The organism is Pseudomonas sp. BIOMIG1BAC, from assembly GCF_001705995.2.
Lineage (GTDB): Bacteria > Pseudomonadota > Gammaproteobacteria > Pseudomonadales > Pseudomonadaceae > Aquipseudomonas > Aquipseudomonas sessilinigenes.
In genome coordinates this window covers 1,544,134-1,558,352 of sequence record NZ_CP049045.1, presented here as the reverse complement: position 1 = coordinate 1,558,352, position 14,219 = coordinate 1,544,134, and the positions used below count along the sequence as shown (strand labels likewise).

14 protein-coding genes and 1 pseudogene are annotated in these 14,219 nt (G+C 55.6%); 7 read left to right on the top strand and 8 right to left on the bottom strand.

Annotated elements, in window-relative coordinates; genetic code table 11:
• The first annotated feature begins 32 nt into the window (after positions 1-32).
• Both ATY02_RS07105 and ATY02_RS35915 read left to right on the top strand, forming a co-directional pair.
• Entirely contained in the window at positions 33-338 is a 306-nt protein-coding gene (locus tag ATY02_RS07105) for a hypothetical protein (protein WP_068585681.1), read from the top strand.
• A gap of 175 nt (positions 339-513) precedes the next feature.
• A pseudogene (locus tag ATY02_RS35915) lies at positions 514-679 on the top strand (IS481 family transposase); the annotation flags it as partial.
• Positions 680-684: 5 nt separating this feature from the next.
• Here ATY02_RS35915 and ATY02_RS07100 read toward each other — a convergent pair.
• The 4 genes from ATY02_RS07100 to ATY02_RS07085 form a co-directional block, all read right to left on the bottom strand.
• Entirely contained in the window at positions 685-1,305 is a 621-nt protein-coding gene (locus tag ATY02_RS07100) for a LysE family translocator (RefSeq protein WP_034055845.1), read from the bottom strand.
• A gap of 69 nt (positions 1,306-1,374) precedes the next feature.
• The gene (locus ATY02_RS07095; protein WP_228022254.1) at positions 1,375-1,899 is read right to left on the bottom strand and encodes a hypothetical protein; all 525 of its coding nucleotides are present in this window, start codon (positions 1,897-1,899) and stop codon (positions 1,375-1,377) included.
• 13 nt (positions 1,900-1,912) lie between these two features.
• Complete coding sequence (locus tag ATY02_RS07090) at positions 1,913-2,335, bottom strand: DUF2000 domain-containing protein (RefSeq protein ID WP_034055847.1); 423 nt, start codon at positions 2,333-2,335, stop codon at positions 1,913-1,915.
• A gap of 32 nt (positions 2,336-2,367) precedes the next feature.
• Complete coding sequence (locus ATY02_RS07085) at positions 2,368-2,730, bottom strand: Dabb family protein (protein WP_034055849.1); 363 nt, start codon at positions 2,728-2,730, stop codon at positions 2,368-2,370.
• Between the two features lie 224 nt (positions 2,731-2,954).
• On the opposite strand from ATY02_RS07085, the gene ATY02_RS07080 reads away from it, so the two are divergent.
• The gene (locus ATY02_RS07080; RefSeq protein ID WP_034055851.1) at positions 2,955-3,440 is read left to right on the top strand and encodes an Lrp/AsnC family transcriptional regulator; all 486 of its coding nucleotides are present in this window, start codon (positions 2,955-2,957) and stop codon (positions 3,438-3,440) included.
• Positions 3,441-3,587: 147 nt separating this feature from the next.
• Here the strand turns inward: ATY02_RS07080 and ATY02_RS07075 are convergent, their stop codons facing one another.
• Positions 3,588-4,658, bottom strand: a complete 1,071-nt coding sequence (locus tag ATY02_RS07075; protein ID WP_068585684.1) for a hypothetical protein — start codon at positions 4,656-4,658, stop codon at positions 3,588-3,590.
• A gap of 113 nt (positions 4,659-4,771) precedes the next feature.
• Here ATY02_RS07075 and ATY02_RS07070 point away from each other — a divergent pair, with 113 nt between their 5' ends.
• From ATY02_RS07070 to istB, 3 genes are all read left to right on the top strand, one after another.
• Entirely contained in the window at positions 4,772-5,077 is a 306-nt protein-coding gene (locus tag ATY02_RS07070; protein ID WP_068585687.1) for a hypothetical protein, read from the top strand.
• A 265-nt stretch (positions 5,078-5,342) separates the two neighbouring features.
• On the top strand, positions 5,343-6,887 hold the full coding sequence (gene istA / locus ATY02_RS07065) for an IS21 family transposase (protein WP_052169361.1): 1,545 nt from the start codon (positions 5,343-5,345) through the stop codon (positions 6,885-6,887).
• Complete coding sequence (istB, locus tag ATY02_RS07060; protein ID WP_034055855.1) at positions 6,884-7,624, top strand: IS21-like element helper ATPase IstB; 741 nt, start codon at positions 6,884-6,886, stop codon at positions 7,622-7,624. Before istA ends, istB begins: the two co-directional genes overlap by 4 nt.
• A gap of 326 nt (positions 7,625-7,950) precedes the next feature.
• Here istB and ATY02_RS07055 read toward each other — a convergent pair whose 3' ends face one another.
• A complete protein-coding gene (locus ATY02_RS07055; RefSeq protein ID WP_068585690.1) occupies positions 7,951-9,594 on the bottom strand; it encodes a Na+/H+ antiporter in 1,644 nt (547 codons plus the stop codon).
• Between the two features lie 387 nt (positions 9,595-9,981).
• Between ATY02_RS07055 and ATY02_RS07050 the strand changes: the two genes are divergently transcribed.
• Positions 9,982-10,752 carry a hypothetical protein gene (locus ATY02_RS07050; RefSeq protein WP_068585693.1) on the top strand — a complete coding sequence of 257 codons (771 nt, stop codon included), beginning with the start codon at positions 9,982-9,984 and terminating at the stop codon, positions 10,750-10,752.
• Positions 10,753-10,899: 147 nt separating this feature from the next.
• Here ATY02_RS07050 and ATY02_RS07045 read toward each other — a convergent pair whose 3' ends face one another.
• Together ATY02_RS07045 and ATY02_RS07040 are read right to left on the bottom strand one after the other, a co-directional pair.
• The gene (locus ATY02_RS07045) at positions 10,900-12,309 is read right to left on the bottom strand and encodes a hypothetical protein (protein WP_141698205.1); all 1,410 of its coding nucleotides are present in this window, start codon (positions 12,307-12,309) and stop codon (positions 10,900-10,902) included.
• Between the two features lie 910 nt (positions 12,310-13,219).
• Positions 13,220-14,188: an IS5 family transposase gene (locus ATY02_RS07040; RefSeq protein WP_228022309.1), complete on the bottom strand. Its 969-nt coding sequence runs from the start codon at positions 14,186-14,188 to the stop codon at positions 13,220-13,222.
• Positions 14,189-14,219: the final 31 nt, after the last annotated feature.

Sequence of the window (14,219 nt, the reverse complement as noted above, 5' to 3'; positions counted from 1 at the left end):
AGCATGGCCATTACTACCAAGCAATAAGCCGAATGCTTAGCAACACCACTATAGTTGTGCCTAAAGGTACTTTGATAAACAATGACTCCGTTGCCGTCGAGGCAGGACGTAAGCCTGGTGCAATAAAAAGCGGCAGAGAGTCCAACACCCTGTTGATCCAAGCCATTGATGAGGCCCGTGCAATCCAGGCGAGCACCTTAAAAAAAACTAAGCCTGCAGTGAAAAAGGACTACAAATCTGAAGCAGAACATCAACGCGCATTACTAGAAGCTTCAATTGGCCGTGAGATAATGCTCCACAACAAGCTCCACGAGCTTGAGGCTGAGTTGCATGCGTAATTGCATCCACTTGACCACCTAATTGCATTCGACTTGGGCAGTCAATTGCAATGCTCCTGATCACCAAATTGCGTTGACGCCGCCCCTGGCGGTTGCAGGAGTTGAGTGCAGCCGCGAGGCGTAGTCCCAACTTGTAGTGGTGCATCATCCCCGAGTCGCCAATAGGAGGATGCCCATGGGAAGTATTCTTCACGGTTGTTCCCGCACGACCCCGCGTGTCCGAGCCGAGTTCCATGGCGTCGATAGAGAGTACCCGAGTCCTTGCCACCCACTACTGACTGAATCCAAAGACGGTGGACAAGTGGAGGAGGCGGATCACAACGGCCGACACTCCGATGGGAACCAATCAGCGAATCAACATTGATGCCGCTGCAGCCACCATGATTGTCGCCGCGCCGCGGAATAACTGCTGTTGAGCACGTTGACCCGACAGCAAGTGCCGGATACGCATGGCAGCGAAAATGAACAACGCTCCGACACTCAGCAACACCAGAATGGTCAGCGGTACCAGCACCAGTGCCCAGGTCTGTAACGAGACCGTCTCCAAATTAATCGCCAGCGGCAGAAGTGCCAGATAAAAAGCGATGGTCTTCGGGTTGCCTAGGGTAATGGTCAGTCCGGATATTGCCGCCGACAGTAGTTCCTTCCTCTTCGCGGGCTTGCCCACTTCTATAGCTTGGTGGTTGGCGAACCAGAACTGCCAAGCCAGATAGCAGAGATACAGTGCTGCTCCCCAGCGAACCAGTTGAAACAGCGCGTTGAAGTGTTCAGCGATCATTGCTAGACCAAAGACTGCGAACGACAGATAGGTCAAGTCACCTAGGATCAATCCAAGCAGCAGGCAAAAGCCCGATAATGTGCCACCGCTAACGCTCCGCGCTACCAGCGCTGCCATACCGGGGCCGGGAATTGCGGCGGCAATACCCAGCGCCACTGAATAGGTAAGTACTTGTGTCAAATCGAGCATGTCACGCTCCTCAAGTAATTTATTGGTGTATGGAGACTCACGACTCCGCACGCAAGACTACCCACGACTTCAACGGGAGGCGGTGGCCCATCGCCTGACGACTTCAAACGTATCGCCGGTAGAGTGCAACTCCGTAGGGCCCATGACGCCGACAATATGTTGCTGACCGTGGGCACGAAACAACTCGCCGTAACGAAGTATCAGTGGCGTGTTATTGAATATCGAATCCTGTTCGTTACGCGGGCAGGGTGTCGCCGCACCAGTAGTACCCGTGGTTTCGTAGTAGACCCAGGATTTCTGCAGTGGCGCGGCGGCTATGTCATGACCCGCTTCGCGCAAATCGTTCTTTGTAGTGAATGGCAGCTTGCGGAATACATCCCAGTCGAGCGAATCTATGGCGCTGGAGGATAGAGAAAGCAGTTTATCTCGATAAAAGGGAGAGCCTGCCTTTACATACCTGAGTGTGTGCTTGAGGCGTTCGAGTTGGATGCCATTCAGCTCTTCTGCTGCAATATCACCACGCTCAAACAAGACATGTTGCTGATAAACGGTGCGAGCCAACTCCAGAAGCTCAGGTTTGAATAAAGCGTACACGACAACCTCCTTGTCATTTGAGCAGCGGAAGATTCCCTGTCAACTTGCTAATTTTTTTCTGCGGTCCGATTAGCCCAATGGCAACTAGTTCGATGCCCGAGCTGTCGGTGCCAGAGATACGGGCCTCATACTCCTGATAAGTTTTGCAGGATTGCGCCAAGGCACTGAATGGCATGGTGTGGATTTCCTCATCCGTCAGCGCCCTCTCTTGGAGAGACTGCAAATGCTCGTTGCTGGTGAGCAGAATCGGCAACGGCGCGTAGATGACGCCTGGGTAATTCACATTGTCACGGCTTTGCATATCCGGCCCGACCAAGCCACTCACCGAACGCCCTAGACTGACGCCGATGACGCTGGCCGCATTGGCGGCATGTCCGACCCCCAATGCGCTGTCGACTACGATTACACACTTGTGAATAGTTGCATCGAAATTCATTGAATTCTCCACGCTCATTAAAAAGTCTTTAACTATTCAAACTGCGTCAGACTTGAGTCGGCCCAGTCATTGATAAGTCCGAAAAATTTAGTAGTGTCACTTTCAATGTCAAGATCGACCACTTGCCAGCTGGCAATTTTCTGCCACTTCGATACACCTTGCTGGTGATTGGGGTGAATCAGAAATGCAGACAGCGCATCCTGATTATCAAATAAACCCATCACCGCAAAGTCCACAGCTCTATTGCGCGGGCTGATATTTCTTCCGCAAGCCCAGCCCAGTATTTCTCTGATATGAAGTGGATGCTGGCGTGTCGACGCCTCAGCATCGATCACTTCATCGTCACACCATTGAAAGGGCTCGTGAAACTTGAAGAAGACAAGATGCAGGATCATTTTTCATCCTTGAATTGACCATGGAAATGGCGACCAATCTAGTTGCCTGGTATAGGCTCAGAATATTGAGTCGCAAAATAATGGCGCCGAGATTAATGCAACTTTTTATGTTCAGAAGTTGGAAAAATGCTACGCCCTTTGATTGGGAAAAAAATTTCTATTTCAATTGCCTGCAAAATCGAAAAGGGTAGAATCTTCCCATTTCTCATGGACGGGTGGAATTTATGACCGAGCAAGCGCTAAATCTGACGGATGTCAGAATCCTTACTGCCCTGCAGCAGGACGGCAGGATCACCAACCAGACCCTGGCCGACCACATTGGTATGTCTGCTTCGCCCTGCTGGCGTAGGGTCAGGCAGTTGGAGGAACATCGCTTCATCCAGGGTTACAGGGCGGTGCTTGACCGGCGCAAGATCGGGCTGGGAGTCATGGTGTTCATACGGATTAACATCGATCGCCACAGTGAAGCCGAGGCAAGGAAATTCGAGCAGGAGGTCATGCAGCTGGAGGATGTTGTGGCGTGCTACAGCATCGGCGGCGACGCCGACTTCCTCCTGCAGGTAGTGGCGCGTGATCTCGATTCGTTTGCTGACTTCGCCATGACCGTTATTCGGCAGTTACCGGGCATCAAGGAAATGCAGAGTATGTTCGTGCTCAAAGAGATCAAACCCTTCTTATCGTTCCCGGTCAAACGCCCCCACACGGGTTAATGTTGACTAGGTAGTGATGAACGCCTGTGCGTTTTAGCTTCGACGACGGAACGGCTCGACTCGCTCGCAATGTAGTCCCATACGCGTAGCCGTCCAAGCTGCGTACTGCCCTTGGACTCATGGCACTATCAATAGCACGCAAGCAGGTCACCCAGGCGAGGTTGATGGGACAGCAGTTGTCTCCCGCCGCGGAATCAAGAGTTCAGGCGGCGGGAAGGGCTCTGGCTGGACGGAGTTAATGCTGCTCCACCCCCATTGTCGCCAGCGCTCATCTTGTTCGAGCCGATGCATTATTTCCGCCGGCACATCGGTTCCCACGGGCATGTACTGGGGCGCCAGGGCATGCACCACATCGAAGCCCGTCATGCCAGCCAGTAACCGGCGCATGATGTGCACCCGCTGCAGCCAGGTCAGGCTGCGACGCCTGCCGTCGGTGGTTTGGTACACAATCAGATTGAGCGCTGCCGAGCATTCAAGCATGTCCTTTCCGCTCATGCAGAACCGCCGATGGGATGGCGAACCCAGCGGCAAAATGCGTTGTGCAAATAGCTTGAGCAGCGGCTCTGCCAGCTCCCTGTTTTGCCACTCGATACCCATGATTAACAGCACTGTATAAATGCTGTTTGCCAGGCGCTCTGCACTCTTATGGCCGCCCTGCGCGATGGCTTCTCGCAGCAGCCAGGTCAATGCCGCCAGAGCATCCAGGCTGGCAATGCGCTCCAGCTTTCTCATCAGCACGACGGTGACTCTGGCCCGCTGCCAGTAAACCTCGATACCACCGACGGGCTCGAACAGCACCGCCTGCACATCCGGCTTCAAGCGCTGCAGAAACGCCTCGCTTAGCGTGGTGCGGGATGGCTGATGTTTCAGGATGGCCCAAAGGGGATGCTGCAGCTCCTGCAATGAGCCTGGTACTTGGGCATCAATACGGGCTGCCAGCTTGGCCTGCGGGGTATGCCGGCCAGCCGCATAGCGCTGCCATTTGCAGCGGTTACTGGTGATCCCGTCCTGCTTGCGAAATGACTCCGGCTCGAAGTGCTGCTCGAGCTTATAGGCCGTAGCCAACCCGGTGCGGTGCCGCAGTCCTTCATACCAATACCGCACGCGCAAAACGTCAGCTTGATCGCGCTTGGCGGGCGGAGCTGCTCGGCGGTTTTTGTTTCGCATGCTCGCGCGAAAACTCACGAGCAGCGCATTGATGCGTTGAAATTCAGTCACTTAGCTTCATCCGGCGCGCACAAATACAGTAAAAGTTGGTTGAAAGGTTACGGCTCGTGCCGCCCCAGCGATTTCTCTACCATGATCCGTAACTACGCGAAACGGCGAGCGTCATGAACGAACAGAACCCTATCCAGCGTCTGGCTAATGAATTGGAGCATGGCTTGACGGCGCGCTATGGGGTGATGCTGGGCAGCAATGCCCTGTGGCGGGAATTGGGTTTTCGCTCGCCGGCCGCATTTCGCGTGGCGCTGTCGAGAGGGATGATCGATGTGCCGTTTTTTATACTGCCCAATCGACGTGGCAGGTTCGCGCTGGCGAAAGACATTGCCGCCTGGATTGCCTGTCAGCGCCACGCTGTGCAGAGCAACGAACCTGATGGTGCGTGCGATCAACCAATGCCATCGAGCGACGTCTGAGCACGTGCCCGACCACTGGATAACCTGAACAGCGAGGAGAAACACCATGAGCCCTGACTGATTCGTAGCGTTACAGGCCATGGAAATGCAAAAGGCCTGGGGATTGCGCCCCCAGGCCTTTCGAGAAACGTCAGGTTGAACCCCAGACGTTCTCATTCTGTGTTTCCCGGTGTCGGGCGTCAACCCGGCTGCCTGCCCATTCATCCATGAATTTGCATTGATCGTGACGGGCGAGGCGTAACCGCGCCTGTCGCGGGGAGAACCTATGAGATTGACCATTGATCAACTCCGGCAGGCCGTGCGCCATGCCTGCAACCCCTCGCTATCGCATCGGGCGGTGGCTCGTCTGGTGGGGATTTCACCCAATACCGTTCGCGGCCTGAGAGATCGGCTGAGCCAGCGGGGTGAGGATTGGGAACAGCTGCGCGACTTAGAAGATTCTGCCTTGCAGGCCCGTTTCAGCGCTGGCACAGAGGGCGGTAGTCGCCGAGCCACACCCAATTGGGCGAATATTCATGAACAACTGCAGCAACGGGACGTTACGCTGGATCTGCTCTGGCAAGAGTTCCGAGTGGGCGAGCCGGATAGCGTGTCCTATGCGCAGTTCACTCGCCTCTACCGGGCCTGGCGCAACCAGCAGAAAATCAGCATGCGGCAAATCCATAAACCCGGCGACAAGCTGTTTGTGGATTTCTGCGGACGCACCATGCCCATCGTCAATCAAGACACCGGGGAGGTCTCCAAAGCGCAAGTTTTCGTCGGCACCCTGGGGGCCTCGGGCTACCTGTTCGCCACGGCCGTGGCCAGCCAAACCGTAGCCGACTGGCTGCACTGCCATCGTCTTGCTCTGGAGCATCTCGCTGGTGTGCCGCGCTATGTAGTGCCGGATAACCTGAAGGCGGCGGTACTCCGAAGTGGCAAAGAGCACATTCAGCTGAACCCTGCCTACCAGGAGTTCGCCGAGCATTATGGATTCAGCATTCATCCCGCTCGGCCCCGGCGCCCGCAGGACAAGTCCTTGGCTGAGATTGGCGTGCAGATCGTGCAACGCTGGGTGTTGGCGCGCCTGCGCAACCACACCTTCTTTTCGCTGGAAGAGCTGAATGAGCGCCTCGACTATTGGATGGCGCGTCTGAATGAGCGCACGACCAGAACCTACCCGAAAAACCGACTGGTTCGCTTTCAGGAGCTGGATGCCCCGGAACTCCAGAGCCTCCCGGCAGAGCCTTATGCCTATAGCCAGTGGCGCTACCAAATCCGGGTGGCCAGCGATTACCACCTGGAGCACAGCGGTCACCACTACTCGGTACCGTTTCAATACATCCACCTGCTGGTGGATATCCGGGTCAACAGTGATCGCTTGATGGTGTTTCATCAGCGGCGCCAGATTGCCAGTCATACCCTGGCTCAAGGAGTTGGCGTTACCACGGTGCCGGAGCACCTGCCGCCCCAGCACCGTCATCAGCGGGACACCCAGCCAGAAGCCTTGCTGGCTTGGGCCGAGTCCATCGGTCCAGCCACGTATGACTATGCACGGCGCAACCTGGAAGAGCGCCCGGACTTTGCCAATGGCTTGAAGGCTGTGATTGCCTTGCAGCGTGATACCCGCAAGGAACAACTGCATGACCGCCTAGAGTCCGCCTGCGCTTACGCGCTGGAGCTGAACTGCCTGGGCTACGGCCGCCTGAGGTCAATCCTGCGCAGCGGCGCAGATCGCACCCGACCAGCAGCAGCGGATAGTCCCGTGATTGAGCACGCCAACCTGCGCGGTGCGGCCTATTACATTACCCAACCTGGAGAAACTGCATGACTGCCGCCAATACCACTCAACGGCTGGTCGAATTGGGATTGCGTGGCATGGCCATGGCCTACGAGCGTCAGCGTGATCAGCCGGCCATCCAGACCCAAGCCTTCGATGTGCGGCTCGGCGATCTGCTGGATTTCGAAGCCGCGGAGCGCGACACCCGTAAGATTGGGCGCTACCTCAAGGCGGCCAAGTTGCGCTTCAGCCAGGCAGCCCTTGAGGATGTTGAATATAGAAGTGATCGTGGGCTGGATCACAGCCAGGTCATGGCGTTGGCGGAAGGCGAGTGGATTCGGCGTAAGCAGAATCTGATCCTTACGGGAGCCACCGGTACTGGCAAGAGCTGGCTCGCCTGCGCCTTCGGCAACCAGGCCTGTCGCCAAGGCTTTACTACCTACTACTGCACCTCCACACGGCTATTTGAAGACATCGCCCGTTCGCATGCCGATGGCTCTCTGCCCAAGTTGCGACGACAGCTGATCAAGACTCAATTGCTGATCATCGATGACCTGGGCATTGGCGGAATCGAGAAGCACCTCGGGCCTGCATTGCTGGAAATTATCGATCAGCAATCAATGAACGGTGCACTGCTGTTGACCAGCCAGTTCCCGACGGAGAAATGGTACGACCTGTTTGGTGACCCAACCATCGCTGATGCCATTCTGGATCGCATCGTTCATCGCGCGCACATGCTGCCACTGAGTGGCGAGTCGATGCGTAAGCGCAAAGGGAAGAAACTCTGACGTCATCCGCCACTTGCAACCCTAAGGCCGGTCACCAGTGACCGGCTTTTTCATTTGAGCGAGGGCTGGCCTTGGTCTGTGTGCAAATCGTGCAATCGCTGTTCAGACTGAATGCAACTGCTGTTCAGTGGCGTTGCAATTGGGTGTTCAGTGCGAATGCAACTCGATGTGCAGGTCACTGCGTTTTCGCAGTTGCAGCTATACAAATCGTCCAAAATTGTCCGACTACCTACTCGCAATGATAAAGGCGGTAAGTCGTGATATGCCTGAGTGACATCTGGAGGCTGTCCAGTGTCACTCTGACCTTGCGAGGTATCCGATAATCATCAACCCTGCCCTAGATTCGCCTCACTCATGTCCAGCTCGCCCAGTACCTTGCGCACCACGTCATCCCCGACCAGGTGCTTACGATGGAGGCTATAGAGCTCCAAGCGCTGCGCCCGCAACGCCGTCAACCTCAGGCGGCGCTCAAGCTGATCCATTTGTTGAGCCAAGGCGCGCGCCTCTGCAGTGTCGTTGTAGCTCTCCAGCTCTTCCCGGTATTCAGCCATCAAGCGCCCTTTCAGCTCTGCAGCCATGGCAGCCTGAGCGGCATCTGAGGCTGCGCCTGGCACAGCTACGTCTTCTGCCTCCAATGCGTGGATGGCAGCTTCAGCAGTGAGCTTCCAAGTTTCCTGCACTTCCTGCTCCAGGGCCTCATCCGGGCCTCTGTCTACCCCACGGAGCAACCAAGGCAGCGCAATGCAGGCCGAGACCAGCGACATCAGGATCACGCCAGCAGCGATGAAAATCAGCAGATCGCGCTCGGGGAATGACGCGCCAGGAGAAATGAGCAGCGGTACCGACATAACGCCCGCCAGGGTTACGGCCCCACGCACACCACCCAAAGTCAGTAGCCAGCAAGAACGCGCTGTTGGTAACAACGCCAGTTCGGGCTTCCCGCTCCAGCGACGGATCTTACCGACACCCCGCCAGGTGCTTTGCACCCAAACGAAGCGCAGTAATACCAGCACCGCAAATATCGCGATTACGTCCAAGCAGCGATATGCAAGCGTGGGCCAGAGCGATGATTCGTGGCTGACCACGGCCTTGATGATGTCGGGCAATTGCAAGCCCAACAGTAAAAATATGAGCCCGTTAAAAGCAAATTCGAGAAGTGACCAAACGCTACGGTTGAGCAACCGGGTGCTGGTCTGTCTTGGCAATAGATCGAGCCAGCTCTGCATCATGCCGGCAGCCACTGCCGAGAGGATGCCCGAAACACCCAAGCGCTCGGCCAGCACATAGGCGGCGAATGGCAGCAGAAGCATGAACACCACATGGGTAGCCGGGTCATCCCATCCACGGGCAATCATCCACATACGCAGGCGCCCAAGCAGCCAGCTGAGTGCGACGCCCACCGCCAGGCCGCCAAGCGCGACAAGGAAGAACGTCAGGCTTGCATCGGTAAGGGAGAACACCCCGGTAATGGCTGCGGCCAAGGCAAACTTGAAGGTCACCAGGCCCGATGCATCATTGAGCAGCGCTTCGCCCTGCAGCATATGCATCAAGGGCGTGGGCAGCCTGCCTTGAGTAATAGCCGAAACGGCCACCGCATCTGTGGGCGAGAGCACAGCCGCCAGGGCGAACGCCACTGGCAAGGGGATAGTTGGAAGGATCCAGTGAATGAAGTAGCCAGCCCCGATTACGGTGAACAACACCAATCCCACGGCGAGGGTCAGAACAGGCCCGCGCAACCGCCAGAGCTCGCGCTTCGGCATTCGCCAGCCATCGACGAAAAGCAGCGGAGGTAGGAATAAAAAAAGGAAAAGTTCTGGGTTGAGGACGACATGTAGGCCCAGATTAGGCCAAGCCAGCAGAGCACCTGCCCCGATCTGCACCAGTGGCAACGGAATGGGGAGCAGCCGACCAGCTAGCTTTGAGACGCTCACGAGCGTCAGCAGGATTAGGACGGTATAGGCTGACTGCATACGGCATTTTCCTCTGAATCCAGTACAACTCGGCGAGATCGAATAGGTCGGATCGCCATTTGAAACAATATGTTAAGACGGATGCCCCGGCTTGGCCGCTGCACCATGGTCGCAGCTGCATTCGGGATCTGTAACCGTTTATTGCAGAAGCCGCTCTGAGCTGGTGATGTGTGCCTTGGTCTCAAGCGAATCCAGATACGAAAGCGTAGGCCTAACTGCGCCGCCAGCACGTAAGCGAGGAAGAAAGTGACGCGGCTGAGGCTACCCCTGAGCAGCGACCTTCGGCTTGGGTCACCAACGGCTCTATCATAGGGCTGACAGCCACCTATGCGCCTTGAGTTTCCAGATCGTTCCAAGGACACTCAGACGTTTTAGATGGATCTATTGATGAAGATCGCTAGACATCCCTGGACGGGCAAGCCCGTCACGATTTCTCAGTACCGCGCTGAGTTTGGCCCGCCCTTTGTCGGCACCGTCAAAGCCAATCGCCCGCCCGCTACCTGTCCTGGCTGCCGGCAAAACCTACTGATCCGGGGCGAGATCGTGGCCCAGGATCACTCCACCTTCAGCCATTTCCCGGCTACCCCCGGCCAGCCAAAGCCCTTCTGCCCCATCAAGGCTAGTACCAGTCACAAGTACACAGTGCTCTGCCCAGTGGACGAAGACCCGGCGCGCACGAAAGCGCTACGGGATAGCTTCTTCAAGAACTGGCGTATCCACTGGCTGCAATTCAGAAATCACGTGGGGTTTGTGGATATTAAGGACTTCATCAATGCCCTTAAGGTGGCCGATAAGGAACACGTGTGGCGCTACCGCGCACTCCAAGAGCACGAGGTCATCATCGTCTTGATGCTGATCAGCGACTTCAAACCGGTAGCAGGCAAAGGCAAAAAACCTTTGCGCGCGAACTGGGTGCGCTTCTGGTTCGAGTCGCGAGCCCAGACATTCTCTGAGTTCTGGAATCTGTCTAACGACCAGAAAGTCATCATTCGCGTGGAGTACGAAGTGCCGGAGGGTCGTCGAGCACTGAAGCCCGATTACGCCTGCGCCTTTGAGGAAATCGACGTTAGCACCAACTACCTTTTGGATCGGCAAGAGGGTGATGATGCGGTTCATGCCTTTGTCGAGAGCATGGTGCTAAAGGCTTTCAGATTGTAATGGGCTACCAAGCACTTCCAGCCGCGAGCTGCTTGCGAACGGCTCCGTAAATAGAGCCTCCAGCTCGCAAGCACAGGCCGATTCAAGATTTCGTCTGCTTCCTGCCCTTGGTGACTGACCAAGCATCAGCAAGCCCTGAGCCGCCTCTCATGGCTTCTGTGCAAACCGGCAGTGCGCGTCGAAGTCCTGCAGTGGATAGATATGAAAGCTGGCGACCGAATTCTCGTAACTCACCAGCTCCAAGAGCCCGTTCCTGATCATGATGTCAACCGGGGGTAAAGAAACCGCCTGGCCAAATACGTTGATGCCTTTCTGCTCCGTGGCGTCGAATTCTTTGAAGCGATATCGCTGGTTTTGGAACTGGCTGGCCTCGTCTTCACCCATTCTCGTCGCGCTTCGAATAGGGAATTTGATGCTCTCCAGCGGCTTGTAGAACCCATCAATGGCATCAACACTGTCTTTCAGCTCAACGTAGTCTTCATCTGTGAGACCAGAGGTCAGGTCAACATTGATCGATATACCCAGAAACTCCGTGAGGCGTCTCGCCCACTGTAAATAGGTCATCAAAGTCGTCAGTCGCTTGAAGCCTTCAGGCCGCAAATTGATCGACATGACGTAAAGTCGCTCACCATCGAGCTCAACTATGAGGGAGACCTTCCATCCGTTGAGCGCAGCTTCAGCAAATTGCGCGATTTTCGAGAACCAGGGCAGTTGGTTGACCGGGCGCGACTGCCAGCATTCAACGCTGATGTTGAAGTTCACATTGGAAACCGCGCCCCCATCGTCGACCTCGGCAACGAGCTTGAGCATCCCTGCCATGGATTTTCCCCTGAGGCGGAACGACTTGGTGCCCCACACGATTTCTCCAGGCATATCGTCCAACACCAGCGGTTCTAGGGTGTCCGGATCCGTCAGAATGATCTTCTGAATCACACGGGTAGGAGGGCGAAAAAACTGCATCTTTCCCCCCGCGCCTTTGGTCATGTCCACGATCGCGTCGAACAGTGGCGATCCCTGGATGGCGACGTTGGTCATGTCCAGCTCTAGGCTTTGGCCATGCTCAAACAGCGCGTTGAAACCAGTAGCAGCCACTGGGGCATCCTTTCCCCCTACCGTCATGGCAAGCTGCACGTTTTCCTTCGCACTCACTTGGAAGACGGTACCGTGTTGAGGATCGTACTTGGTGATGACATCGAAGCGAGGATCAGTCTGTGACAGGACTTGTGCAGTCGCTGTATGGGCATTCTGAATCGCAGTGGGCAAGAAGCTTTTTGGAAATCCAGTCAGGGTCATGGCCAAGAGATCGGGTGCGTCTTGAGCTGAGGGCTGGCGTTTGCCGAGCTCGGCCTTAGCAGTGGCTTCGGCTTGTTTCTTCCAGCCTTGGAGCAACTCGACCGTGTAGGTGTTGACGTCCCGGTCGATTTCATCGGCATGAATCGCGCAGAGCCAAATGCCATTTGAAAAGGCCTTCCTCTCGTTACTGGTCATGCCAGCGTCGAAGCGGGCACCGCCAGGCGAGGCGGCACATATGTGCGCCGCTTTACCGACATTGGTCACCCCCTCCTCATCCTGTGGGGCTGACGTGGCGACTCTGCAGCTCGGGTTCGAGCACCGATGTGCGACCCTGTCCCGAAGTCTTTTTATGGTGCTCTGTTTGAAGTCATCGCGTGACATACTTGCCACCTCTGAATCCGATAGTTCGACAGAGTGTACTGCGCTCTGAAGCTCACAGGCCTTGCCTGGCTCGACCACGGCAGTGGCAATCATCGGGTGTCGTTAGAATTCCCACACGGGCTGGCAATGCTCTCATTAATAACATTGCCAGGTGTCTGTTATCCGTTTTAGGGAGAGATCTTATCGTGGCAAGGTTCAAAAAACAGCTAATGCAGTGCGCTATATATTTTAGGAGGTAGGTATTATAGAGTCCAGGTTTCGCTTTACGAGATACAAGCAGAATGTCAGATATATGACTGAGATCGCACAAAGCCACACACAGAGGATCGTGATCACTACACCTCCTACTAATCCAATACTGACCTGTGCCACAGCTGCAACTAATGAAGCTAATATTGAATTGAATAGGCAGTCATTCAATCGCTTTAAACCTTTGTAGCGTGGGCCGACCCTAGGGTCTAATGCAAACTGCTTTTTCCAGGTGTCTTCGTAGTTGCTGGTATCATAAACATTGATCTTCATTGTCATGACAATAAAGGTCTTAAGGGATAGCAAGAATGCACCTACGGCTAAGAAACCGGCAAAGAAGTCACTCCGTAGCTTGTCGTCATAGACTTTTGCAAGTTTTGTCATGCCCTCAAGGTCTAGGGATGGTCTGAAGTAGCCATGTATTTCCCCGGCATACCACCTAGCGCAACTTTTAAACTCGCCAAATGATCAAAAAACAATCAATTCGACGAGTATTTCTTACGTTTTCGCCACCCGGACCCCACTCCGGTGGCCATTTCCCGCATTACAGGCGCACCTCTCCTGCATTCGTCAGTAAATGTCGGCGCGCCATCCACAGGTTCGACAGAGCGAACAGTGTCACCAGTTGCGCCGTGTTTTTGGCCAAGCCGCGAAAGCGCACCTTGGTGTAACCGAACTGGCGCTTGATTACCCGGAACGGATGCTCGACCTTGGCGCGCACCTGAGCCTTGGCCTTTTCAATCTTGCGCTTGGCTTTGTACAGCACGCTGCGCTTATCGAGTTTTTTGTAGGTGCTGCGGCGTGCCGCCACCTGCCAGATAACTTCACGTCCTTCATGCTCGGGCCGCTTTTCGACACCGGTGTAGCCTGCATCGGCGCAGACCACGTTTTCGTCGCCATGCAGCAATTTGTCCACCTGGGTGACATCCGCCACATTGGCCGCCGTGCCCACTACGCTGTGCACCAGACCCGATTCGTCATCGGCGCCGATGTGGGCCTTCATGCCAAAATAATACTGGTTTCCCTTCTTGGTCTGGTGCATTTCCGGGTCGCGCTTGCCGTCCTTGTTCTTGGTCGAACTGGGCGCATTGATCAGCGTTGCATCGACGATGGTGCCCTGGCGCAGCGACAGGCCGCGGTCGCCCAGATAGCCATTGATGACAGCGAGGATGCCGGCCGCCAGCTCGTGTTTCTCCAGCAAGCGGCGGAAGTTGAGAATGGTGGTTTCGTCGGGGATGCGCTCCAGGTTCAGCCCGGCAAACTGGCGCAGGATCGTGGTTTCGTACAGCGCTTCCTCCATCGCTGGATCGCTGTAGCCGAACCAGTTCTGCAGCAGATGCACACGCAGCATCGCCATCAACGGGTAGGCCGGACGGCCACCTTCACCTTTCGGATAATGTGGCTCGATCAAAGCAATCAAGCCCTTCCACGGCACCACCCGATCCATCTCGTGTTGCCGCTGACCGAAAACTGACCCAGTAAAGGCTGTTCTGCCGACTGAAAACTGACCCAGGTGTTCAACTGCTTCTGCTCACTTTTCGAGC